General features: G+C 68.9%; 20 protein-coding genes and 3 pseudogenes. 10 read left to right on the forward strand and 13 right to left on the reverse strand.

The genetic code is table 11. The features are described from left to right. From B5D37_RS13615 to glyQ, 3 genes are read right to left on the reverse strand one after another with little or no spacing between them, the layout of a single operon-like run. Positions 1-1,791: an autotransporter assembly complex protein TamA gene (locus B5D37_RS13615; RefSeq protein WP_078759282.1), complete on the reverse strand. Its 1,791-nt coding sequence runs from the start codon at positions 1,789-1,791 to the stop codon at positions 1-3. Between the two features lie 48 nt (positions 1,792-1,839). Continuing rightward, positions 1,840-3,936 carry a glycine--tRNA ligase subunit beta gene (gene glyS, locus B5D37_RS13620; RefSeq protein WP_143814331.1) on the reverse strand — a complete coding sequence of 699 codons (2,097 nt, stop codon included), beginning with the start codon at positions 3,934-3,936 and terminating at the stop codon, positions 1,840-1,842. Further along, positions 3,936-4,874, reverse strand: coding sequence for a glycine--tRNA ligase subunit alpha (gene glyQ / locus B5D37_RS13625; protein WP_078759309.1), 939 nt, complete (start codon positions 4,872-4,874; stop codon positions 3,936-3,938). Before glyQ ends, glyS begins: the two co-directional genes overlap by 1 nt. 96 nt (positions 4,875-4,970) lie before the next feature. Here glyQ and B5D37_RS13630 point away from each other — a divergent pair. The 3 genes and pseudogenes from B5D37_RS13630 to B5D37_RS13640 all read left to right on the forward strand — a co-directional run bounded on the left by B5D37_RS13630 (position 4,971) and on the right by B5D37_RS13640 (position 7,605). After that, positions 4,971-5,736, forward strand: a pseudogene (locus B5D37_RS13630) (glutamine amidotransferase). A 49-nt stretch (positions 5,737-5,785) separates the two neighbouring features. Then, positions 5,786-6,634: a BPSS1780 family membrane protein gene (locus tag B5D37_RS13635; RefSeq protein WP_078759283.1), complete on the forward strand. Its 849-nt coding sequence runs from the start codon at positions 5,786-5,788 to the stop codon at positions 6,632-6,634. A 71-nt stretch (positions 6,635-6,705) separates the two neighbouring features. Then, the gene (locus tag B5D37_RS13640; protein ID WP_078759284.1) at positions 6,706-7,605 is read left to right on the forward strand and encodes a hypothetical protein; all 900 of its coding nucleotides are present in this window, start codon (positions 6,706-6,708) and stop codon (positions 7,603-7,605) included. Positions 7,606-7,668: 63 nt separating this feature from the next. Here B5D37_RS13640 and B5D37_RS13645 read toward each other — a convergent pair whose 3' ends face one another. From B5D37_RS13645 to B5D37_RS13665, 5 genes are all read right to left on the reverse strand, one after another. Continuing rightward, positions 7,669-8,370: an RDD family protein gene (locus tag B5D37_RS13645; RefSeq protein WP_078759285.1), complete on the reverse strand. Its 702-nt coding sequence runs from the start codon at positions 8,368-8,370 to the stop codon at positions 7,669-7,671. Position 8,371: 1 nt separating this feature from the next. Then, a complete protein-coding gene (gene tatC / locus B5D37_RS13650) occupies positions 8,372-9,118 on the reverse strand; it encodes a twin-arginine translocase subunit TatC (RefSeq protein WP_078759286.1) in 747 nt (248 codons plus the stop codon). Next, on the reverse strand, positions 9,108-9,590 hold the full coding sequence (tatB, locus tag B5D37_RS13655; protein WP_078759287.1) for a Sec-independent protein translocase protein TatB: 483 nt from the start codon (positions 9,588-9,590) through the stop codon (positions 9,108-9,110). The genes tatC and tatB overlap by 11 nt, the downstream gene beginning before the upstream one ends. Positions 9,591-9,623: 33 nt before the next feature. Next, positions 9,624-9,887 carry a Sec-independent protein translocase subunit TatA gene (gene tatA, locus B5D37_RS13660; protein WP_078759288.1) on the reverse strand — a complete coding sequence of 88 codons (264 nt, stop codon included), beginning with the start codon at positions 9,885-9,887 and terminating at the stop codon, positions 9,624-9,626. Positions 9,888-9,964: 77 nt separating this feature from the next. Further along, on the reverse strand, positions 9,965-10,870 hold the full coding sequence (locus B5D37_RS13665; protein ID WP_078759289.1) for a lipid-binding SYLF domain-containing protein: 906 nt from the start codon (positions 10,868-10,870) through the stop codon (positions 9,965-9,967). 138 nt (positions 10,871-11,008) lie between these two features. Between B5D37_RS13665 and hemH the strand changes: the two genes are divergently transcribed. Then, on the forward strand, positions 11,009-11,974 hold the full coding sequence (hemH, locus tag B5D37_RS13670; protein WP_143814332.1) for a ferrochelatase: 966 nt from the start codon (positions 11,009-11,011) through the stop codon (positions 11,972-11,974). Beyond that, positions 11,971-12,846: an alpha/beta fold hydrolase gene (locus tag B5D37_RS13675; protein ID WP_078759291.1), complete on the forward strand. Its 876-nt coding sequence runs from the start codon at positions 11,971-11,973 to the stop codon at positions 12,844-12,846. The genes hemH and B5D37_RS13675 overlap by 4 nt, the downstream gene beginning before the upstream one ends. A 4-nt stretch (positions 12,847-12,850) precedes the next feature. Here B5D37_RS13675 and B5D37_RS13680 read toward each other — a convergent pair whose 3' ends face one another. Genes B5D37_RS13680 through acs form a run of 3 tightly spaced genes read right to left on the reverse strand, consistent with a single transcriptional unit; the run spans position 12,851 to position 16,316 of the window. Next, positions 12,851-13,642 carry a M48 family metallopeptidase gene (locus tag B5D37_RS13680; protein ID WP_078759292.1) on the reverse strand — a complete coding sequence of 264 codons (792 nt, stop codon included), beginning with the start codon at positions 13,640-13,642 and terminating at the stop codon, positions 12,851-12,853. A gap of 10 nt (positions 13,643-13,652) precedes the next feature. Further along, positions 13,653-14,321 carry a response regulator transcription factor gene (locus tag B5D37_RS13685; protein WP_078759293.1) on the reverse strand — a complete coding sequence of 223 codons (669 nt, stop codon included), beginning with the start codon at positions 14,319-14,321 and terminating at the stop codon, positions 13,653-13,655. A gap of 42 nt (positions 14,322-14,363) precedes the next feature. Continuing rightward, positions 14,364-16,316, reverse strand: a complete 1,953-nt coding sequence (acs, locus tag B5D37_RS13690) for an acetate--CoA ligase (RefSeq protein WP_078759294.1) — start codon at positions 16,314-16,316, stop codon at positions 14,364-14,366. 217 nt (positions 16,317-16,533) lie between these two features. Here acs and B5D37_RS13695 point away from each other — a divergent pair. The 3 genes and pseudogenes from B5D37_RS13695 to B5D37_RS13705 all read left to right on the forward strand — a co-directional run bounded on the left by B5D37_RS13695 (position 16,534) and on the right by B5D37_RS13705 (position 20,329). Beyond that, positions 16,534-17,932: pseudogene (locus tag B5D37_RS13695) on the forward strand (DcaP family trimeric outer membrane transporter). Positions 17,933-17,944: 12 nt separating this feature from the next. Then, positions 17,945-19,611, forward strand: a pseudogene (locus B5D37_RS13700) (MFS transporter). Positions 19,612-19,735: 124 nt separating this feature from the next. Beyond that, positions 19,736-20,329, forward strand: a complete 594-nt coding sequence (locus B5D37_RS13705) for a DUF421 domain-containing protein (protein ID WP_159447407.1) — start codon at positions 19,736-19,738, stop codon at positions 20,327-20,329. A 36-nt stretch (positions 20,330-20,365) separates the two neighbouring features. On the opposite strand, the gene B5D37_RS15120 is transcribed toward B5D37_RS13705, so the two are convergent. Both B5D37_RS15120 and B5D37_RS13715 read right to left on the reverse strand, forming a co-directional pair. After that, entirely contained in the window at positions 20,366-20,656 is a 291-nt protein-coding gene (locus tag B5D37_RS15120) for an EF-hand domain-containing protein (protein ID WP_234987907.1), read from the reverse strand. 89 nt (positions 20,657-20,745) lie between these two features. Further along, positions 20,746-21,930, reverse strand: a complete 1,185-nt coding sequence (locus tag B5D37_RS13715) for a DesA family fatty acid desaturase (RefSeq protein ID WP_078759296.1) — start codon at positions 21,928-21,930, stop codon at positions 20,746-20,748. 181 nt (positions 21,931-22,111) lie between these two features. Here B5D37_RS13715 and mutM point away from each other — a divergent pair, with 181 nt between their 5' ends. Together mutM and B5D37_RS13725 are read left to right on the forward strand one after the other, a co-directional pair. Then, positions 22,112-22,924 (forward strand): bifunctional DNA-formamidopyrimidine glycosylase/DNA-(apurinic or apyrimidinic site) lyase, encoded by an 813-nt coding sequence (mutM, locus tag B5D37_RS13720; protein WP_078759297.1) that lies wholly within the window; start codon positions 22,112-22,114, stop codon positions 22,922-22,924. A gap of 48 nt (positions 22,925-22,972) precedes the next feature. Beyond that, entirely contained in the window at positions 22,973-23,557 is a 585-nt protein-coding gene (locus B5D37_RS13725) for an ECF-type sigma factor (RefSeq protein WP_234987905.1), read from the forward strand. Positions 23,558-23,610 lie beyond the last annotated feature (53 nt).

Here is a 23,610-nt window from a genome sequence, read left to right on the forward strand (position 1 = left end):
CTACAGGTCCGCCCCGACGCTGAGGTACAGCTCGAAGGACGAGTCCGGATTGTCCAGACCGTGGGCGACATCCACCCGCACCGGGCCCACCGGGGACAGCCAGCGCGCGCCGACGCCGACGCCGGTACGCCAGTCGGGGCTGTCGTTGAAGGCGCTGCCGCTGTCGACGAACAGTGCCGCGCCCCAGCTGTCGTTGAAGTAGTGCTCGTATTCGACGCTGGCAGTCGCGACGTTTTTCGCGCCGAGCGCGTACAGGCGGCCATCGGCACCCTCCACCCGCGGCCCGACCTCGCGCCAGCCGTAGCCGCGGATGCTGCGGTCGCCGCCGGCGAAGAAGCGCAGGCTGGGCGGCAGGTCGATGACGTCACCGGAAAACGTATGGCCGAGCTCGCCACGCACGATCAGGCGATCGCGCTCGCCGAGGCCGCGGTACCAGCGCGCCGTTGCGCGGGTCTGGGCGAAGCTGGCGTCGCTGCCGACGCCCTCGACCCCGCCGCGCAGCATCAGCGTTCCGGCCAGCCCATCGCGCGGGAACACCAGGTCGTCGGCGTCGATGTATTCGGCGCGCAACGACGGGTAGGTGAAGGTGGCATACCGGTAGTCCGGCAGCGCGTCGGGGTCGTCGCCGTTGTCGGCCACGTAGGCCCATCGCTCGCGCAGCGCGTGCATGGAAGCGACCGCAGTGAGGTGGTCGTTGATCTCGCCGCTGCGGCTGCCGACCAGCTCGATGCGCCGGCTGTCCATGAAGTCGGTCTGCTCGTCGGCCGCCTGCGCGCTGATGGTGTACCAGCCGTCGAGCCAGGCGAAGGCGGGGATGCGGTACTGCAGTGTCAGTGTCTTGCGACGCTCCGCGTAGTCCAGCTGGGCCAGCGCCTTGTGGCCGCGGTCGTTGACATAGCGGCGGTCCCAGCCCAGCCGCACGCCGGCGCCGCTGTCGGTGCCGTAGCTCAGGCCGGCGGTGTAGACGTCGCGCTTGGCGGGGGTCAGCGTCACCGTGATCGGCACGTCGTTGCCCTGTGCCTCTTCGGGGTGCGGCTGGATGTCGATCGCCGCGAAGTAGTCCAGCCGGGCCAGCGATTCGCGCAGGCGGTCGAGCTTGCCCTTGTGGTAGTAGCTGCCGGTGTCCCAGTAGACGAGCTTTTGCAGCAGTTCCTCGCGCACCACCGGGTCCGGCGTCTGGTCGAATGCCAGCGGGCCCATGTCGTAGCGCTGCCCGCTGGTCCAGGACAGGTCGATGTCGGCTGCCTCGTCAGCCCTCGTCACCTCGACCCGGCGACTGGCGAAGTCGGCATCGAAGTAACCACGCACCGCCAGGCGGCGGCTGATGGTGGTCTTGCTGGCCTCGTACAGGCGGTGATCGAAGACGTCCCCCGGACGTGGCAGGAAGTCCTCGAGGTCATTGGCGAGATAGCGGTCGCGGCCTCCTTCTCCCTCGATGGCGACGTTGAAGCCGCGTACCCGCACCGGCGCGCCGGGATCGACATCGATGGTGACGTCCACCGGCCCTTCGTTGCGGCTGCGCTCGACTTCGATGGTCGGTGAGTAATAACCGAAAGGCTCAAGCGCCTCCCGGGTTTCGTCGTCGGCTTCGCGCACCAGGTAGGCCATGCGTCGGCCGGAGACTTCCAGCCCCTGCGCCTCCACCAGTGACAGCGCCGAGCGCACGTTTTCGGCCATTTCCTCGTTGAGGCCGCGGATCTGGATCGTCCCGACCTCGGCGGCGTGCGCGGCGCCGCCAATCGACAGGGACACGGCCACGAAGGCGACGGAAACGCGGGGGGGTAGGCGCATCCGCAAAGGATACGCGGCGCGCGTCAAGAACCGATTAACGCGCCCGCATCAGCCCGACAGGTGTTCGATGGCGGCGACGCTGCCGAGGCGGTCGCTGAGCCGCTTCAGCAGTGCCAGCCGGTTGCCGCGTATTGCCGGGTCATCGGCATTCACCATCACCGCGTCGAAGAACGCGTCGACCTGTGGCCGCAGCCGTGCCAGCCGCCCCAGCACCGCGACATAGTCGCGCCCCGCGAGCAGCGGATCGGTATCGGCGATGGCGGCGTCGACGGCTTCGGCGAGTTCGCGTTCGGCCGGCTCCACCAGCAGTGCCGGGTCAAGCGTGTCCGGTACTTCGCCCTCGGCCTTGCGCAGGATGTTGCGGCTGCGCTTGTTGGCGGCGGCGAGTGCGTCGGCTTCCGGCAACAGGGCGAACTCGGCGATGGCGCGCAGGCGCCGGTCGAAATCGGGGAGGGAGGATGCGGTTGCACCCTGCAACACCGCGTCGAACTGGCGCGAGGTCACGCCCTGGTCGGCGTAATAGCCACGCAGACGGTCAAAGATGAAGCTCGACAGCTCTGCGATCGTCGCCTCGGCACCTTCCTTCGGCGAGACCGGCTGCAGCGCCACCGCGTCAGTCAGGAAAGGCGCGAGCGCCAGGTCGAGTCCACCCTCGATCAGCGTGCGCCCCAGCCCCAATGCATTGCGCCGCAGCGCGAACGGATCCTTGTTGCCGGTTGGCTTCAGACCGGCGACGAAGCCACCGGCAAGCGTGTCCAGCCGTTCGGCGACCGCAAGCACGCGGCCCAGCGGTGACGGTGCGATGCCGTCACCGGCGAAGCGCGGCATATAGGCCTCGTCGATGGCATGCGCCACCTGCACCGGTTCGTTGCCGACCGCGGCGTAATAGCGTCCTGCGATGCCCTGCAGCTCGGGGAATTCGCCGACGAGACGTGATTGCAGGTCCGCCTTGGACAGTTCCGCCGCGCGCCGCGCGCTGGCGGCATCCGCCCCGGCGGCGGCCGCGATGCCCTCGGCCAGCTGCACGACGCGGGCGACCTTGTCGGCCACGCTGCCCAGCTGCTTCTGGTAGGTCACCGTGGCCAGCCCCTCGTTCATCGAGGCCAGGCCTTGTTTCATGTCCTCGACAAAGAAGAACTTGGCATCGGCGAAACGCGGACGGATCACGCGCTCGTATCCCTTGCGCACCTCCGCTTCGTCGCGCGAAGCGATATTGGCGATGCCTACGAAATGTTCCCCGAGCGCGCCATGCTCATCGAGGACCGGGAAGAACTTCTGGTGCGTCTCCATCGCCGCGATCAAGGCCTCGGCCGGGACCGCAAGGAAATCGCGCTCGAAGCTGCACGACACCGCCACCGGCCACTCGACCAGTCCGTTGACTTCTTCGAGGATGCCGGCGTCGATGCGGGCCGTGCCGCCCGCCGCATCCGCGGCCGACTCGACTTCCGACACGATGCGCGCGCGACGCTCGTCCGGGTCGACCAGCACGCAGGCGGCGCGCAGCGATTCGATGTAATCCCCTGGCGCGGTGAACCACACCGGCTTGTCGTGCATGAAGCGGTGACCGCGGCTCATGCGGTCGCTCCGCTTGCCCATGACTTCCGCGTCCACCACCTCGGTGCCCAGCAGCGCCACCAGCCAGTGCACCGGCCGGGCAAAGGCATGGGCATGGTTGCCCCAGCGCATCGGCTTGGGGATCGGCATGCCGGCGATGGCCTCGTCGATGATTCCGCCCAGCAGGTCGCGGGTGCGCGCGCCGGGCTTGACCGAGCGATGCACGAAGCGCTCGCCCTTGGCATCGGTGGTCTTCTCCAGCGCGGTCCACTCGACCCCGGCCTTGGCGGCGAAACCCTGCAGCGCGCGCGTCGGTTGGCCGTCCGCATCCAGCGCGATGTTGAGGTAGGGGCCGAGCACCTCCGACCGCTGCTCGGGCTGCTCGCTGGCGACTGCCGGCAACAGCACCGCGAGGCGGCGCGGGGTATAGAGCGGCTTGCTCTCGCCACGTTCGAAGTGAATGCCGCGGCTTTCGAGCCCGGCCACGATGCCATCGAAGAAAGCCTGCCCAAGCGCCGGCAGTGCCTTGACCGGGAGCTCTTCGGTACCGAGCTCGACCAGCAGCGGCTGCATGGTGGTGTCGCCTGCCATCACGCGGCCTCCTGGCCAGCGGCCCGTTTCATTCCCGGGAAGCCCAGTTTTTCCCGCTGGGCGTAATACGCCTCGGCCACGCCCTGTGCGATGCGGCGCACACGCAGGATGTAGCGCTGGCGCTCGGTGACGCTGATGGCGCGGCGCGCATCAAGCATGTTGAAGCTGTGGCTGGCCTTCATCACCTGCTCGTAGGCCGGCAGAGGCAGGCCCAGTCCGGTGAGCTTGGCCGCTTCGGCCTCGGCCTCGTCGAAATGGCGGAACAGTACTTCGACATTGGCGTGCTCGAAGTTGTAGGTCGACTGCTCCACCTCGTTCTGATGGTAGACGTCGCGGTAGTGGACGGGCGCGCCGTCCGGGCCGTGCGTCCACACCAGGTCGAATACGTTGTCGACGTTCTGCAGGTACATGCACAGCCGCTCCAGGCCGTAGGTGATCTCGCCCAGCACCGGCTTGCACTCGATGCCACCGGCCTGTTGGAAGTAGGTGAACTGGGTCACCTCCATGCCATTGAGCCAGACCTCCCAGCCCAGGCCCCAGGCGCCCAGCGTCGGCGACTCCCAGTTGTCCTCGACCAGGCGCAGGTCGTGCACCAGCGGGTCCACGCCCAGTGCCTTCAGCGAATCGAAGTACAGCTCGACGATGTTGTCGGGCGAGGGCTTCATCGCGACCTGGAACTGGTAGTAGCGCTGCAGCCGGTTCGGGTTCTCGCCGTAGCGGCCGTCGGTGGGGCGGCGGCAGGGCTGCACGTAGGCCGCATTCCACGGCTCCGGCCCGAGCGAGCGCAGGAAGGTGGCCGGGTGGAAGGTGCCGGCACCGACTTCCAGGTCGAGCGGCTGGATCAGCACGCAGCCCTGCTCCGCCCAATAGGCGTTCAGGCGCTGGATGAGCTGCTGGAAGGTGGGCGGCGAAGGCACGCCTGCGTCGGCTGTCGACATGGTCATCAGGGCCGTGTGCAAAGCGGGCTAGTATACGGCCGCCCTCATGCCGGCCGGCTTTCCGGCCTGCTTTCCTCCTGCCCGAGAGACATCGACTTGGCCAATGCTCCCTTCCTGATCCTCGAAGCCGGCAAGCCGGTGCCCGAGCTGCGCCGCCACGGAGACTTCCCGCACTGGATCCGCGTGGCCGCGGGGCTTCACCGCGACGAGGCCGTGGTGGTGGACCTGCAGGCGGGGGAGCCGCTGCCGACCACCGACGCCTTCGCCGGCGTCATCGTCAGTGGTTCGGGCGCGATGGTCAGCGAGCGCGAGCCCTGGAGCGAGGCGGCGGCGAAATGGCTCGGCAGTGCCGCCCGCGCCGGCATGCCGGTGTTCGGCATCTGCTACGGCCACCAGCTGCTGGCCCACGGGCTCGGCGGCGAGGTCGGCGACAACCCGCGCGGCCGGGAGATGGGTACCGTGGAGGTGGAACTGTTGCCCGCGGCCAGCGATGACCTGTTGCTGCAGCCGCTGCCGGCGCGCTTCAGCGCCCAGCTCACCCACCAGCAGACCGTGCTGCGCCTGCCGGAGGGTGCGGTGGTGCTGGCGCGCTCCGCCGGGGGACGAGTTCCAGGTCTTCCGCTGGGGGAAGAGCGCCTGGGGCGTGCAGTTCCATCCCGAGTTCAGCGCGACCCACATGCGTGGCTACATCCGCGCGCGCAAGGTGCCGTTGCAGCGGGAAGGCTTCGATACGGCCGCCATGCTCGCGGCGGTCAGTGCCGCCCCCGAGGCGCGGCGGGTGATGCAGCGCTTCGTGCACCACGCGCGTGCCGGCGGCGCACTCGCCGGTGGCGCAACGGCCGTAGCCGGTGCGGCCCTATAATCGGCCTTTCCATAAACGCGCGAATGAGCGCGACTCAACGGGGACGGCCATGACTGGAATTCGAAAGGTATCGCCGGGCGCCGGGGCGGAATGGCTGCTGGGCGGCTTCGGCCTGTGGCGCAAGGCGCCGCTGGCACTCGGACTGCTCGGCCTGATCTGGGGCGGCCTGTCCGCGCTGGGATCGATGGGCGGCCAGGTCTGGCTCAGTTTCCTGCTGGCGATTGCCGGTCCGATCCTGTTCGGTGGCGTCATCTATGCCGCGCGCGAAGTCGACCACGGCCGCAATGCCTCGCCTGCGCACCTGGTCCAGGGCGTTCGCGACGGCAAGGCCCTGCGGCTGCTGGCGATGCTGCTGCCGCAGATCGCCGCGCTGGTGGTGATGGGCATCCTGCTGGTGGCGATGATCGGCCCTGAGGAGCTGCAGCGCGTCTCGCAGGTGATGGTCGAGCTGCAGACCAACCCGGACCCGGCGCTGGTGGAGTCATTGCCGGCGGGCAGGTTGCTGGGCTGGATGCTGGCGGTGGTGGTGGTCGGCATCGTCGCCGGCTTCTTCACTTTCGTCGCCATTCCCGAAGTGATGTTCACCGACCGCGGTGCATTCGCGGCGATGGCCATGAGCCTGCGCGCCTGCCTGCGCAACATCGGTGCGCTGATCGTGCTGGTGCTGCTGATGGTGATCGTGGTGGTCGCGCTCAGCCTGGCGCTGCAGCTGCTGGGCATGCTGCTCGCGTTCGCTATTGGCCCGATGGCCTCGATGTTCGCGGTGCAGCTGCTGATGATGGCGGTGCTGCTGCCGGTGATGGGTGGAGCGGTGTATTTCGCGTGGCGGCAGATCGTCGGGGGTGCGCCGGATGCGGCGGCTCCGCCGGTCGCGCCCAATGGCGGTTTCGAAGCCTGAGCAAGGACTGGGGAGGCGCGCACTGGGGTGCGCTCGCCTGGATTGCGGGAATTCAAAGGGGAGGGTGTGACATGACGACCAAGGCAATGGGGCCGCTGGCGGGATTCCGCTGGCTGATGAAGGGCATCAACATGGGCCGCCACAATCCGAAGGCGGTGTTCGGGGGCGCGGCGCTGATCCTGGTGGCGGCGTTGCTGCCGACCCTGATCACGATGCCGATCCAGTTCACGCTGCAGCCGGGCGTGACCGGGCAGATGCTGATCTTCGCCTTCTCGATCATCGCCAGCATGCTGTTGCTGCCGCTGGTCGGTGGTTACCTCGGGCTGATCCATGCGAGCGAGAGCGGTCGCGCTGCGCGCGCCACGGACGTGTTCGTGCCTTACCGCAATGGCAGTTGGCTGCCGCTGGTCGGCCTGGGCCTGGTGTTGATGGTGGCCTACGTGCTCGCGATGGTCGCGATCGCCGCGGTCGCCGGTATGGATTTCTTCAGCTGGTATATGCAGCTGATGCTGAGTGCGCAGGACGGCGCGGCCGATCCGGCGCTGCTGGACGAGATGCCCGGTGGCCTGGGTGCCGCCCTGGCGCTTGGCTTCGTGCTCTGGCTGTTCCTGTCCGGGGTGTATGCGATCAGCATGGGCCAGCTCGCGATCGGCGGGCGGGGCGTCCTTGCTTCATTGGGTGACGGTTTCGTAGGCGGCATCAAGAACCTGCTGCCGCTGCTGGTGCTGTCGCTCGCCGGGCTGGTGGCGGTGCTCCTGTTCGCTCTCGCGATGGGCCTGCTGTTCGCGCTGGTCGGCATGCTGTCTACGATGGTGGGGTCGTGGCTGCTGCTGGTGATCGGCATCCCGGTCTACATCGTGGTGCTTCTGGTGACGTACGTGGTGGTGTTCGGCGTGATGTACGGCATGTGGCGCGATGTCTGCGGCGGGGGCTCGGTTCCCGACGCACCGGCCGAGGCCGTCACCGCCTGAGCTGGCGGCACGTGCACGGAGGAAAAGGGCGGCCGCGGGGTCGCCCTTTTTCGTTCCGGGGGGTCAGCCGTACAGGGACCGCTCGAGTGCTGCGGTCATGGTCTCCAGCGCCCAGTCCATGCCGGAGGCGGTGGCGGCGACAACGATCAGGGCGAGCAGCAGCAGCCATGCCCACCCCCACGCCGGCAGGCGCCGACCGGCAGGTGCGAGTACCCGTGTCGAGCTGAGCTGGTCGTGCAGCGCGAGGTGCTCGGGCGGGATCGCGACCATGGCATGTCCCAGGTTGAGCGAGAGCCACGACAGCCCCCCGGCGAAATGGCGGCCCAGCGCGCGCGCCGGCCGCAGGCGCCGGCCTTGCCTGTCGCAGACCGCCAGGCCCAGCAACCGCTTGCCGGGCGAACCCTGTCCAGGCGAGCACTCGAAGGCGACGTGGTAGACCGCGCCGACCAGCACGAACACCAGCACCGGTGGCCACGCCCACTGCCAGACGGCCGTCTGCAACGCGCCTGCCAAAGAACGCAGTCCGCCGTCGGCCATCAGCTCGATCGCCAGCCCCGGCAGGGGAACGCCTTCGATGATGGCCCGAGCCATGGCGCCGGCCATGTGCTCGAGCACCGCTTCGGTCCGCGTCACGACGTGCGTCCAGTCCCCGCGCCGGCTGCCGGCCAGCAGTAGGGCCGGCACCGCCAGCAGTACCGCGTCCAGCGACCACGCCACGCTGCGCTGCCATAGCCCGGCCGGCCCCCACGCCTGCACCTCCGACATGTCAGCTGGCGGAGCCGTCAGCAGCGGGACGTCCGAGCCAGACCGCTGCGAGGATGCCGACCTCGTAGAGCAGGCACATCGGGATCGCCAGCATCAACTGGGAGATGACGTCGGGCGGGGTGATGATCGCGGCGAGCACGAAGATGCCCACCACCGCATATCCGCGCGCCTCCCGGAGCTGGGCCGGCGTGACCCAGCCCAGCAATGCGGCGATCACCATCGCCACCGGCAATTCGAAGCTGGCGCCGAATGCCAGGAAGATCACCAGCACGAAGTCGAGGTAGGCGTTGATGTCGGTCATGATCGCCACGCCTTCGGGGGCGACCCGGGCGAGGAAACCGAACACCGCCGGCAGCACGAGGTAGAACGCGAAGGCGCAGCCGGCATAGAACAGCGCCACCGCCGAGGCCAGCAACGGCAATGCCAGGCGCTTCTCGCGCTGGTACAGGCCCGGGGCCACGAAGGCCCAGGCCTGGTACAGCAGCCAGGGCATGCTGATGACCAGCGCGGTGAAGAAGGCCAGTTTCAAGGGCGCGAAGAACGGGCTGGCGACCTCGACGGCGATCAGTTGCCCGCCGGCCGGCAGCTTGGCCAGCAGGGGCGCCGACAACCAGGCATAGAGGGTGTTGCCGAAGGGCAGCAGCGCCAGCAGGGCGAGCCCGAGGCCCGCCACCGCTCGCAGCAGCCGGGCACGCAGTTCGATCAGGTGGTCGAGCAACCGCGGCTCGTCCGGATGCTCAGCCGCCATGCGTGTGCGAATTCCGGTCGATCGGCGGCTGGTCCGGCTCGCGCGGCTGCGGCCCGGCGGGGTCCGGATCGCCCTGCGGCGGCGGAGCGTGGCCGGGCTCGCGTCGCCCGGGCGCGTCCGGCACGCCTTCATCGGGCCCCGGCTCGCGGCGTTCGGGCGGGGCGGGGCGCGGATCCTCCGGCTCGCCGGGGGCGCGCTGGGCATCGGCAACGCTGCGCTGCAGGCCGGCGGCGCCTTCCCGCAATTGCGATTGGGCGGCACTCAGCTCGGCACGGGTCGCCTGCAGGCTGCGGCGCAGTTCTTCATCGGCCAATTCGTTCTCCAGCTCGGACTTCACCGAATACCACTGGGCCCGCGCCCGGCGTACCCACAGGCCGGCCATGCGTGCGGCCCTGGGCAGGCGTTCGGGCCCCAGCACCAGCAGGGCGACGATGCCGACGAGGAAGAGCTCGGAGAAGCCGATGTCGAACATGGCCGGGACCGTGGATGGAGCCGTCGGCAGCCGTCAGCGCGGCGGGCGCGGCTCGTCGTGGGAGCTTTCGCGAGGCGTGCGCTCGTCGGGCGTGCGCGTGGAGTCGCCCGCGGTGTCGTCCTCGCGGTTCTGGTCGGACAGGCGCCCGGCCGGCTTGTCGTCCTCTCGGACGCCGTCCTTGAAGCCCTTCACGGCCTCGCCGAGGTCCTTGCCGACGTTCTTCAGCCGCTTGGTGCCGAAGACCAGCACCACGATCACCAGCACGACGACCCAATGCCAAATGCTGCCGAAACCCATGGGAATGTCCGCCGTGGAAGAGGAGCGTGAGGATACCGCAACGGCCGTGGCCGTGAGCACCGCGGCGGCGCTGGAACTCAGCGAGTGGGCGGCAGCGGCTCGCGGCGGATGCCGTCCTGCCCGTTGACGGTCGGGTTCTCGACCGTCTCGAATGGCTGGGGCTGGGGCTGGGGCTGGGGCTGGGGCTGGGGCTGCGCGGTGCCGGACGAAGCCGGGCCAGCGGCCGGGGCCGGAGTCGGAGTCGGAGTCGGAGCGGGCGAGGGCGCGGTGCGACGGGCGCCGTCATAGCGGGCGGCGTGGGCCGCCGCCGTGGCTTCCTCGAGCTGGTCGCGGAAGGCCACCACCGCATCGGCCGGGCGCTGCGGCGCGCGGTCCTCGAAGATCATGCGCGGCGTGGTGCCCTGCCCATAGACGGCCTCGTTGGCCTTGTCGTCGATGCTCAGGACCGCGCCGTCCAGGGCGACGCCGGCAAAGAGGCCACGCGCGCGCGACCAGGACCAGATCTCGGCCTCCAGGCGGCCGTCAGTCGCCATGGCGCTGTTGCGCCCGATCGGCCCGGCCGCCACGCCGGCGTCGGCGCCCAGGGTGATCTTGCCGTTGACGATGGATTCCAGCCCGCGCGCGCTGGTGAACGCCAGCACGACATCGGCCGACTGCACGCCGGCCTGGAAACCGATGCTGCCACCGGTCAGCTTGACGAAAGCCGGGTTCGACCATGTGCCATCGGGTCGCTTGACCGACACCACGCCGTGGCCGCGGCGGCCGCCCAGCACCAGGCCGATCTTCAGCGTGTCGGGCACCACCACGATCGCGCGGGCCTCGTCGAAGAGGGCATCGGGGATGCCGGACTCGGGGATCGCCTGGATCTCGTTGAGGACGCGCAATGCATTGCGTGCCCGTTCCTCCTCGGCGACGCCGGCAGCGGCCGGGGCGGCGAGGCCGAACGCGAGAAACAGGATGGCCAGGCGCGGCAGGATCGACATGTGGACTCCGGGAGTAGCGATGGCGGGAAACGAGGGCGGCGCGACGCAGCAGCATGGACCGCGCGACGTGACGGAAGTTCAGGCTAGTGACGCCGTGATGAATCGCAGGGGAACCACCGCAGCTGTCATCCTATGCCGATGGACATCAACGAAAAACCCGACACCGCCATCGTGGTGGTCAACCTCGGCACTCCCGATGCGCCCACCGCGCCCGCCGTGCGGCGTTACCTGGACGAGTTCCTCTCCGACCGCCGGGTGGTGTCGCTGCCGCGCTGGCTCTGGTTGCCCCTGTTGCGCGGGGTGATCCTGCCGCTGCGCGCGCCCAAGGTCGCGCCCAAGTACGCCAGTGTCTGGATGGAGGGCGGCTCGCCGCTGGCGGTGCATACCCGCGGACTCGCGGTGCGCATGCAGGAGGAATTCGACGGCGTCCGCGTGCTGCACGCGATGCGCTATGGCAATCCCTCGCTGGCCTCGGTACTCGCGCAGTTGCGGGAAGACGGGGTGCGGCGCGCGCTGGTGCTGCCGCTGTATCCGCAGTACTCCACCACCACCACCGCCGCGGTCGGCGACGTCGCGGCGCGGGCCGATGGCCTGCAGGTGCGCCTGTTGAACGACTACCACGCCGATGCCGGGTGGGTGGAAGCCGTGGCCGCATCCATTCGTACCCATCGCGAACGGCACGGCAGCGGCGAACACCTGTTGTTCTCGTTCCACGGGCTGCCGCAGCGGGTGGCCGATGCCGGTGATCCATATCCGCGGCAGTGCGAAGCCAGTGCCGCCGCCATCGCCGCCGCGCTTGGGCTTTCCCCCGAAGAGTGGAGCCTGTCCTACCAGTCACGCTTCGGGCGCGAGCGCTGGCTGGAGCCGGCCACGGACGCGACCCTCGATGCACTGGCCGAACGCGGCGTACGCACGCTGGACGTGGTCGCGCCGGGCTTCGCCGCCGACTGCCTGGAAACGCTGGAAGAGGTCGCGATCATGCTGGCCGAGCAGTTCCATGAGCGCGGCGGCACGCTGCGCTACATCCCCTGCCTCAACGACAGCCCCGGACATGCCCGAGCGCTGGCGGCGATCGCGCGCCGCGAGCTCACCGCCTGGAGCTGACCGTGGAGGAGCTGCATCTCGACACGGTATTCGGCCGCCTGGCCGGCTGGCGCATCCACCCGCGTGCCCATACGACCGATGGGCCGCGGGTGCTGGCGCTTCATGGCTGGCTGGACAACGCGGCCAGCTTCCTGCCGATCCAGCCGCACCTGCCGGGTGTCGAGCTGGTGGCGCTGGACATGCCCGGGCACGGTGCCAGCGCACACCTGCCGCTGGCGGCGGAATACACGGTGGTCAACATGGCCCGCGCCATCGTGGCGGCCGCCGACGCGCTGGGCTGGGACCGGTTCTCCATGCTTGGCCACTCACTTGGTGGCGCGGTCGCCAGCGTGGTCGCGGCGGCGTTGCCGCAGCGCATCGTCCGCCTGGCCCTGGTCGAATCGCTGGGTGCACTGGCCGAGGACGAGCAAAAGAGCGCGCGACACCTGCGCGAGGCCTTCGCGGCGGGCGAGCGTCGCCGCCGGCCCCTGCGCACCTTCGCCGACCCGGCCGAGGCGACGCGGGCGCGGGTGACGGCCGGCGGGATCGGTGAGGCGGCGGCTCGCCTCCTGGTGGAGCGGGGCATCGCGCCGGCGCGCGGTGGCGATCGCCAGGGCGGGTTCACCTGGCGCAGCGATCCGCGGCTGACCCGCCCCACCGCGATCCGCATGAGCGAGGGCCAGATCCGCGACCAGATCGCCGCGATCGAGTGCCCGGTGCAGGTGGTGTACGCCCGCCCGGCGCAAACCTATTTCCCGGAACCGGTCCGCCAGGCGCGCTTCGATTGCCTTCGCGACGGCCGGCTGGCCGTGTTCGACGCCGGCCACCACCTGCACATGGAACAGCCGGAGCAGGTGGCGGCGGTGGTGGCGCCCTTCCTGCGCGGGGACTGAGGCCTCAGGCAGCGCCAGGAGACTGCAACAGCGCCCGCAGCGTGCCCTTCAGCCGTCGGCCCTCGGCGCGGAAGTAGTCGCGCTCGGCACGCCACGCCGGGCAGCGATCCTCCACCGCCTCCCAGAACGCGGGGGAGTGGTCGTGGTGGAGCAGGTGGCAGAGCTCGTGGACCAGCACGTACTCGAAGGCGGCGGGACGAGCAAGCACCAGCGACAGGTCCAGCGCGACGGTGCCGTCTGGTGCCAGCGAGCCCCACTGCGAGGACATCGACTTGAAGCGGATCCGCCGGGGCGCGCGCGGCAGCCCCGGCAGGTAGCCGGGCAGCCAGCGGCCGACATCGGCCCGTGCCTGCGCTTCGTAGAAGTCGTGCAGCGCGCGGCTGATGGCCGCAGGACCCGCCTGCGCCGGCAAGCTCAGCAGCAGCTCGCCATCCTGATGTACGAGCCGGGTGAAACGGCCATGCGCCCATCGCAATGGCACCTCCACCCCGCGCAGCGGCAATGACGCGGTTTCGTTGCGCTGCAGCCCCGCCGGCATGTCGCGTTCGAGCCGGTCGAGCTGGCCGGCCAGCCACTCGCGATGCTCCCGCGCGAAACGTTCCGCGGTGGCGAGGCTGGCTCGCGCCGGCAGCGTGAGCCGTGCACCACGCTCGTCCACCGACAACTTGATGCGCCGTGCCCGCGGATCGCGGACGCGCAGGACGCTGATGCGGCGCCCATCGGCCAAGACCAGATCAAAGATATCGCGCTGGATCGAGCGGGGCCGCGGAGCGAGCAGCCGGAACGGAGGAGACATGGGCGACAGCCTACTCGGCGTCCTCGGGATGGGCGGCGAGCGTGCCGGGGTCCAGTGCCAGGCGGCCGGCGATCAGCACGGCCTGGGTGCGATTGTTGGCGCCGAGCTTGCGCAGGATCGCGGTCACGTGTGCCTTGATGGTGGCCTCCGAGACGCCGAGTTCATAGGCGACCTGCTTGTTCAACAGCCCTTCGCCGAGCATCTGCAGGACCCGGAACTGCTGCGGGGTCAGGTCGCGCAGGCGTTGTGCAGCGTCATACTCGGCCGCGGCGGCGCCCGGCGCGCTGGTCGCCGCGTCCGGTGCCCAGCGGTCGCCGGCAAGTACGGTGCCGATCGCCTCGCCGAGCGTCGCCGCGTCGGCCGACTTGGGAATGAACCCGAAGGCGCCGTGGTCCAGTGCACGTCGCATCACCGCGGGTTCCTCGCGCGCCGACACCACCACGATGGGCAACTGCGGTTCCAGTGCACGCAGGTGCACCAGCGCGCTGAATCCCTGGGCACCCGGCATGTTGAGGTCGAGCAGCAACAGGTCGGCGTCGGCCTCGCGCTCCACCAGCGCATACAGGGCTTCGACGCTGTCGGCCTCGTGCAGGATGGCGCCCGGCAACACCTTCGCCACCACACCGCGCAGGGCTTCGCGGAACAGCGGGTGGTCGTCGGCAATCAGCAGGGTCGGCATGGGTGGGGGTGGGGCGCCCGTGGGATCGCCGGATTGGCGGGATCAGCGGCCCAGTCGTTCGTCCACCAGGCTCTGGACCACCGACGGGTCGGCCAGTGTACTGGTGTCGCCGAGCTGGTCGGGCGCGTTCTCGGCGATCTTGCGCAGGATCCGCCGCATGATCTTGCCGGACCGGGTCTTGGGCAGGCCGGGTGCCCACTGCAGGTGGTCGGGCGTGGCGATGGGGCCGATCTCGCTACGCACGTGCGCCACCAGCTCCTTCCGGAGCTCTTCGCTGCTCATCTCCCCGGCCAGTAGTGTCACGTACGCATAGATGCCTTGCCCCTTGATGTCGTGCGGGAAACCGACCACGGCGGCCTCGGCGACCTTGGGGTGCGATACCAGTGCGCTTTCCACCTCGGCCGTACCGATGCGGTGCCCGCTGACGTTGATGACGTCGTCCACGCGGCCGGTGATCCAGTAGTCGCCGTCGGCATCGCGCCGGCAGCCGTCGCCGCTGAAGTAGGTGCCGGGGTAGGTCCTGAAGTAGGTGTCGATGAAGCGCTGGTGGTCGCCATAGACGGTGCGCATCTGGCCGGGCCAGGAGTCCAGGATCACCAGGTTGCCCTCGGCCTCGCCCTCGAGGATGGCACCGTTGGTATCGACCAGCGCCGGGCGCACGCCGAAGAACGGACGCGTGGCCGAGCCGGGCTTGAGGTCGGTGGCGCCGGGCAGCGGGCTTATCATGATCCCGCCGGTTTCGGTCTGCCACCAGGTATCCACCACCGGGCAGCGCGAGTCGCCGACGACTTCGTAATACCAGCGCCATGCTTCCGGGTTGATCGGCTCGCCGACGCTGCCCAGCAAGCGCAGCGAGCTGCGCGATGTGCGCTTCACCGGTCCGTCGCCATCGCGCATCAGCGCCCGGATGGCGGTCGGGGCGGTGTAGAAGATCGTCACCTGGTGCTTGTCGACCACCTGCCAGAAGCGCGAGGTGTCCGGATGATTGGGCACGCCTTCGAACATCAGTGCGGTGGCGCCGTTGGCCAGGGGCCCGTAGACGATGTAGCTGTGGCCGGTGACCCAGCCGACATCGGCGGTGCACCAGTAGACGTCGTCCTCGCGCAGGTCGAACACCAGCTCGTGGGTGTAGCTGGCATAGACGAGGTAACCGCCGGTGGTGTGCAGCACGCCCTTGGGCTTGCCGGTGCTGCCGGAGGTGTAGAGGATGAACAGCGGGTCCTCGGCGTTCATGCGTTCCGGCTCGCACTGCGCGGGCTGGTCCTTTGTCACGGCGTCGTACCAGCGGTCGCGTGGCATCTGCATGTCCACCGCCGCACCGGTGTGGCGCACCACCAGCACGGTTTCCACCGAGTTGGTGCCCGGCAGCTTCAGCGCGGCGTCGACGTTGGCTTTCAACGGTACCGTCCTGCCGCCACGCCGGCCTTCGTCCGCGGTGATGATCAGCTTGCTCTCGCAGTCGGCGACACGGTCGGCGATCGAGTTGGCGGCGAATCCGCCGAACACGACCGAGTGGATGGCACCGACGCGGGCGCACGCCAGCATCGCTACCGCCGCCTCGGGGATCATCGGCAGGTAGATGGTGACGCGGTCGCCCTTGCGCACTCCCAGCGAGCGCAGTGCGTTGGCCAGCTTGCAGACGCGCTCGTGCAATGCGCGATAGCTGATGTGCTGCGCCCCGTGCTCCGGATCGTCGGGCTCGAAAACGAGCGCGGTCTTGTCGCCGCGCGCTTCGAGGTGGCGGTCCAGGCAATTGACGCTGGCATTGAGCTCGCCGTCGGCATACCAGCGTATGTGCAGGTTGCGCGCGTCGAAGTCGACGTCCTTGATTCGGGTCGGCGTGCGCATCCACTCCAGCCGCTCGCCGACGCGGCCCCAGAAACGTTCCGGGTCGGCGACCGACTCGGCATACAGGCGCTCGTACGCGTCGCGGTCGATCCGCGCGTTGGCGGCGACGTCGGGATCGACCGGATGGATGTCGGGGCTGGGGCTCATGGCGCACTCCGGGGAAGTCGGTGGAACGGCAGCGCACGTGGCGCGCAGGTCCGAGTGTGCCGCATCGACCGCGGCCGCTGCAGTGAAAGCCGTTTAGACCTTGGTCGTACGGGCCGGGCGAGGGCGTACGACCAATGGCGAATGGTTGTGCAGCGCGATCTGCACGCAGGCTCCGGGCAGTCCGTGCAATCGGCATGGCATTTCGATGGGAGCAGACATGTCCACACGCATTGCATCGCAGGCTGGCCAGGCGGGGATGGGGAGGCGGCCACTCGCGGCGGCGCTGCTCGTCGTCCTGGGGCTGCCGGGTTTCGCCTTCGCCCAGACCGCGAAGGAAGCCGAGCTGGAGGCGCGGGTCGCACAACTGGAGCAGATGGTCCAGCAACTGGTCGCCGAGCAGAACCGGCAACAGGCCGTACCACCGGCTTCCGTGGCTGCGCCGGGACCGGCCGCACCGGCAACGGCTGCGTCGCCGGCCATCCAGTCCACGCCGATCATGCCTGGCGCCAACCCGGGTACCCGCTTCAGCTACGGCGGCTTCATCAAGCTGGACTCGTCGATCACCCGGACCAACGACGGCGATCTCGCCGACGGTAGCGTCGGCCGTCTGTTCTACGTGCCCAAGACCATCCCGGTCGGGGGTGGCATGGCCAACGAGAGCGGCACCGATACCGACATGGGCGCGAACTTCTCGCGCTTCTGGTTCGGCGCCGACACCGAGCTCGACAGCGGCGACAAGCTCAAGGCCTACCTCGAGTTCGACCTGTTCGGCGGCGGATCGACCGCCTTCATCGGCAACGAGGTATCGACCAACACCTACGCGCCGACCCTGCGCCACGCCTACGTCAGCTGGAACAACTGGCTGGCCGGCCAGACCTGGTCCAACTTCCAGGACGTGGCGGCGCTGCCCGATGCCGTCGACTTCCTCGGCCCCACCGAGGGCACGGTGTTCGTACGCCAGGCCCAGGTGCGCTACACCAGCGGGCCGTGGTCGTTCTCGATGGAGAACCCGCAGACGGTCTACACGCCCTACCAGGGCAACATGGCACAGGTATCGGGTGACGACGGCGCGGTTCCCGACATCACCGCCCGCTACACCGCGAAGGGCGACTGGGGCCATTTCGGCATCGCCGGCCTCGCCCGCCAGCTCAAGTACCAGAACGGCCCGCTGGGCATCAGTGAGAGCGGCACCGGCCTCGGCGCCAGCGTCTCGGGCAAGTTCAACATTGGCGCCAACGACGACTTCCGCTACATGGTCACGGCAGGCAGCGGCATCGGGCGCTACGTCGGCCTGGCATTGAACAACGATGCCGTGCTGGATGCCGAGGGCGGCCTGGAGAACATCGACCTCGTCGCCGGCTTCGGGCTGGCGACACGTGTTCGGCCCGCAGCTGCGCGGCAACCTGTTCTATTCGATGGCCGAGTACGACAACCCGGTCGAGTACACGGGGCTGGGCATCACCCGCTCCGCTTCGTCCGCCCACGCCAACCTGATCTATACGGTCCTGCCCAAGCTGGAAGTGGGCGCCGAGCTGATCTGGGGCAAGCGTGAACTCGAGACCGGCGATTCGGGCGAGATCAACCGCCTGCAGACCCACGTCAAGTACAGCTTCTAAGGGGACACACGCATGTCGACCGTCGCTTCCGCCGCCGCCCCCGGGCCCGCGGCACCGCTCACCCAGAGCCACAAGAAGGTCATCCTGGCGTCCAGCCTGGGGACCGTGTTCGAGTGGTACGACTTCTACCTCTACGGTTCCCTCGCCGCGATCATCGCCGCGCAGTTCTTCAGCGGCGTCAACGAGACCACCGGCTTCATCTTTGCGCTGCTGGCGTTCGCCGCGGGCTTCGCGGTGCGGCCCTTCGGCGCGATCGTGTTCGGCCGCATCGGCGACATGATCGGGCGCAAGTACACCTTCCTGGTCACCATCGTGATCATGGGCATCTCGACCTTCCTGGTCGGCATCCTGCCCAGTTATGCGAGCGTCGGCATCGCCGCCCCGATCATCCTGATCGTGCTGCGGTTGCTGCAGGGCCTGGCGCTGGGCGGTGAGTACGGTGGCGCGGCGACCTATGTCGCCGAACACGCCCCCAACGGCAAACGCGGCCTGTACACCAGTTTCTCCAGACCACGGCCACCGTCGGCCTGCTGCTCTCGCTGGTGGTGATCCTCGGCGTGCGCACGGTGGTGGGTACGGAGGCATTCGCCGAGTGGGGCTGGCGCATCCCGTTCCTGCTGTCGATCGTGCTGTTGGGCGTGTCGGTCTGGATTCGCATGCAGCTGTCGGAATCGCCGCTGTTCCAGGAGATGAAGAGCCAGGGCAAGTTGTCGAAGGCGCCGATCACCGAGAGCTTCTTTTCCCGCAACGGCCGCATCGTGCTGCTCGCGCTGCTGGGCGCCACCGCCGGCCAGGCGGTCGTCTGGTATGCCGGGCAGTTCTACGCGATGTACTTCCTGACCCAGTCGCTGAAGGTGGACGCCACCACCACCTGGCTGCTGATCGGCGGCGCACTGATGATCGGCACCCCGTTCTTCGTGTTCTTCGGCTGGCTGTCGGACAAGATCGGGCGCAAGAAGATCGTCATGGCCGGTTGCCTGATCGCGGCGCTGACCTACTTCCCGCTGTTCAAGGGCCTGACCCATTTCGCCAACCCGGCCATCGCCGAGGCCAGCGAGCGTGCGCCGGCCGTGGTCGTCGCCGACCCCGATACCTGCAGCTTCCAGTTCGACCCGGTCGGGAAGAAGCAGTTCACCAGCTCCTGCGACATCGCCACCGCGGCGCTGGCCAAGGCGGGCGTGCCTTACACGGTGGAGGAAGCGCCGGCCGGCACCGTGGCGACGGTGCGCATCGGGGACGCCGAAATCCAGAGCTACGAGGCCACCGGCCTTGCGACGGCCGAGGTCAAGGAGAGGACGGGCGAATTCACCACCGGTTTGATGCCGGTGCTGGACGAGGCCGGCTACCCCCGCACCGCGGACGATGCGCGGATCAACAAGCCGATGGTGCTGCTGATCCTGACCATCCTGGTGCTCTACGTGACCATGGTCTACGGACCGATCGCGGCGTGGCTGGTCGAACTGTTCCCGACCAAGATCCGCTACACCTCCATGTCGCTGCCGTACCACATCGGCAACGGCTGGTTCGGTGGGTTCCTGCCGACGATCTCGTTCGCACTCGTGGCGGCCACCGGCAACATCTACTACGGCCTGTGGTATCCGATCGCCATTGCGCTGATGACCTTCGTGGTCGGGTCGCTGTTCCTGCGCGAGACCTACAAGGTGGACATCACCCAGTAGCGGCGGTTCGGCCACCGCGCCATGCGACAACGCCGGCCCCGTGCCGGCGTTGTCGCATCCGCCATCACCCGCTCTTGCCTTCGGGCGGGCTAACTAGACGGGGTATCCCTGTCCAGGACCCATGATGGAAACCGATTTTCGCGTGTTCGAGTGGGACCGGCTGCTGGTCGGACTGCCGCCCAAGCTGTACTTCCTGGAGATCGGCCTGAAGGCAGTGGTGGTGTTCGCCATCCTGCTGACCGTGATGCGGCTGATCGGGAAGCGTGGGCAGCAGGACCTGAGCCCGATGCAGCAGATGCTGATGATCGCGCTGGGTTCCGCCGCCGGCGATGCGCTGCTGTACCCCACGGTGCCACTGGCGTATGCGGCGGTGATCCTGATCGGCATCACACTGCTGAACGTCGGGCTGGAGGTGGCGGCGGGCCGCTGGCGGCACGTACGCAATTACGTCGAGTCCGAGCCCAGGGTGCTGGTTCGCGACGGAGTGGTGGATTACGACGCCCTGAAGAAAGAGCGCACCACCCGGCGCGAACTCTACGCGGAGTTGCGAATGAAGGGCGCTCGTTCGCTGGAGCAGGTGCAGTGCGCCATCCTGGAGGTCACCGGCGATATCAGCGTCTTCCTCAACGAGCGCCAGCCGCTGCGCGAGGACCTGTTGGACTACCTGCTCGAACCGGACCAGTACTCGGCCCCCCAGACGGACCGGGAGTTCGGCTAGGCCGGCAGTATCACTGCGCGTTGGCTGCTGCGGGGGCTATTGGGGCGGGGCGGAGAGTTCGGCCGCATCCAGCCGACCGTCGCCATTGACGTCCTGGCGCTTGAACGCGCGCGTCAGCGATTCCCGGTGTGCGGCGCGGGTCACCGGCCTGCCACGGCCGCCGGGCAGCTCGTGGGATTCGAGCAGACCGTCCCGGTTCGCATCCATGCGTTCGAATGCGTATCCCATCCAGTCCAGGTATTCGGACAGCGAGACTGCTCCGTCTCCATCGGTGTCCATGCGCTCCAGGTAGCCCGTGGGCGCCGAGACCTGGGCGGGCACCGGCATCTGCCAGAAGGTCGCGACCGCGAGCAAAAGGAAACCCGCACCAGAGGGCGCGGGTTTCAGGAGGAGCAAGTTCGGCACGGCCGTCCTCGTCAGCTGCGCGCCGGCACCAGCGCGTAGCCCTTGAGGCGCTCGGAGAACTGCTGCAGCGACTGGATGCCGCTGGCTTCGGCCTCGGCACACCATGCGTGCAGCTTCTTCAGCGTGGTCTGGGCGTCGTTGGAACGGTCGTCCAGTACCTGTTGCAGCCGCTGCCGGTACTCGGCCAGGGTCGCCATGCGCGGACGCTCGTCCAGCCACGCCTGCAGGCGTGCGCGCTTGTCTTCGTCCAGCCAGCGGCCACCATCGGCCAACCCCTTGCGAAGCTTCCGCGGCAGCCGCGCGCGGCTCTCGTGCAGGGTCGGCAGCGTCACCTTGCGGTAGTAGTCGGTCATCGCCTGGAAGCGGATGGCCAGCAGCGCCCGCAGTGTTTCGCCGTCGGGCATGGCGATGTTCGGCCGCACGTCCAGCGTCGGTGCCACGCGCAGCACCTTGGCCAGGCCGACGGCTTGCAACAGCTTCAACGTGGTCCAGCCGATGTCGAACTCGAACTTGCGCAGCGAGAACTTCGCCGAGCTCGGGAACGCGTGGTGGTTGTTGTGCAGCTCCTCGCCGCCGATCCACACCGCCCAGGGGGTCAGGTTGGTGGCGGTATCGGTGGTCTCGAAATTGCGGTAGCCCCACCAGTGGCCCAGGCCGTTCACCACGCCGGCGGCCCAGAACGGGATCCAGGCCATCTGGATGGCCCACACCGCGATGCCAGCGGCCCCGAACAGGGCGAAGCTGATGAACAGCAGCAGGGTCGGGCCCAGCGTGGCGTGCGGGGTGTAGACCTTGCGCTCGATCCAGTCGTCCGGGCAGCCCTTGCCGTACTTCTCGATCGACTCGCGGTCATTGCGGGCTTCGCGGTACAGCTCCACGCCGCGCCAGAACACGGTCCTGATGCCCTTCACCTGCGGGCTGTGCGGATCCTCTTCGGTCTCGCACTTGGCGTGGTGCTTGCGGTGGATGGCGGCCCATTCGCGGGTGATCATCGAGGTGGTCAGCCACGTCCAGAAGCGGAAGAAATGGGCGAGCACGGGATGGAAATCGACCGCACGGTGCGCCTGGCTGCGATGCAGGTACAGGGTCACCGAAAAGATGGTGAGCTGGGTGGCGACCAGCAGGTAGATCAGCAGGGTGCCGAAACTGGCCTGGAACAGGCCGCCGGCGAGGAAATCGAGCAGGGAAGCGGGCATTGCGGAGGACTCCGGGGAACGGTGGAACCGGCGATGGCAGGTCCCACCGCCATGATGCCACCGTACGGGGGGTGCTGTGTGGGTATGGTCAAGTTCCGTGACAGGGTCGTTCAGGCACCGGCGACCGGCGTCGTGATTCCACCGCCCGGGACGCTTCCGGGGGCGGCTAAGCTGTCGGCCCATGCCTGAATTGCCCGAAGTCGAAACCACCCGCCGTGGACTCGCTCCCCATCTCGAGCGCCGCCGTGTGCTCGGCGCGACCCTGCGCCGGGACACGCTGCGCTGGCCGATAGCACCGGAGATCAGTGATCTCCTGCCCGGCCAACGGATCGAAGCGGTGCGGCGACGTGCCAAGTACCTCCTGCTCGACACGCAGCCCGGCAGCGTCCTGCTGCACCTGGGCATGTCGGGCAGCCTGCGGGTCTTGCCGGAAGCGCTGCCGCCCCGCACGCACGACCACGTCGACCTGTTGCTCGAAGGCGGCCACGTGCTGCGGTTCAACGACCCCCGGCGCTTCGGCTGCGTGCTGTGGCAGCCGGCGGGCGAGGTACATCCGCTGCTGGCGGGGCTGGGGCCCGAGCCGCTGTCGGAGTACTTCCACGGCCGCCACCTGCACCTGCTGTCACGGGGGCGCACGGCGCCGGTGAAGAATTTCCTGATGGACCAGGCCGTGGTGGTCGGTGTGGGCAACATCTATGCCGCCGAAGCCCTGCACGCCGCCGGCATCTCGCCGTTGCGGCCCGCTGGCCGGGTATCGCTGTCGAGGTACGAACGCCTGGCGGGCGAGGTCAGGCGGGTCCTGGACCATGCCATCACCCGCGGCGGCACGACCTTGCGCGACTTCATCAGCCCGGACGGCGCGCCGGGCTATTTCGAGCAGGAGCTTGCGGTGTACGGCCGCGGCGGCGAACCCTGCCGCCGTTGCGGCCGCCCGTTGAAGGAGGCGAAGATCGGGCAGCGCGCCAGTGTCTGGTGCGGAGGCTGCCAGCGGTAGCGCCGCCTTGCCCCCGCGCTGGAAGCGCTATAGTCCACGGCGATTGCCATGGGGATGAGGATGGACGGCAGCGCCGACATCACGCAATTGCTGGATGCAGCCCGCGACGGCGACCGCGGCGCGCTCGACCGCGTGCTCGCCACCCTCTACCAGGAGCTGCACACCATGGCCCGGCGGCAGCTGGCCGGCCAGTACGGGCAGACCCTCGACGCCACTGCCCTCGTGCACGAGGCCTACCTCAAGCTGGCAGGGCGCCGGGAAGCGAAGTTCGAGGACCGCGCGCACTTTTTCGCCTACGCGGCGTCGGCCATGCGTTCGGTGGTGGTGGACTACGCCCGCCAGCGCCTCGCCCAGAAGCGTGGTGGCGACATGCACCGGGTCACCGACCTGCCCGAGGACCTCGAGGGCGGGCTGCGGCTGGACGAGGAGATGCTGGGGCTGGATGCGGCGCTGACCCGTCTGGCAAGCGTCGATGCGCGCCTGGCGCGGGTGGTCGAGCTGCGGTACTTCGCCGGGCTGTCGGAGCTGGAAATCGCTGCGCTGATGGAGCGCTCCGAGCGCAGCATCCGGCGTGACTGGCAGAAGGCGCGCATGTTCCTGCTCGCATCGCTGCGCGAAGATCCCGCCGGCTGAACGTGCGGCCGCGGCCCGCCGAAGGAGGCCTCTTGATCGACCGCACCACCTCT

The sequence above is a fragment of the Lysobacter spongiicola DSM 21749 genome, assembly GCF_900167055.1.
Taxonomy (GTDB): domain Bacteria; phylum Pseudomonadota; class Gammaproteobacteria; order Xanthomonadales; family Xanthomonadaceae; genus Novilysobacter; species Novilysobacter spongiicola.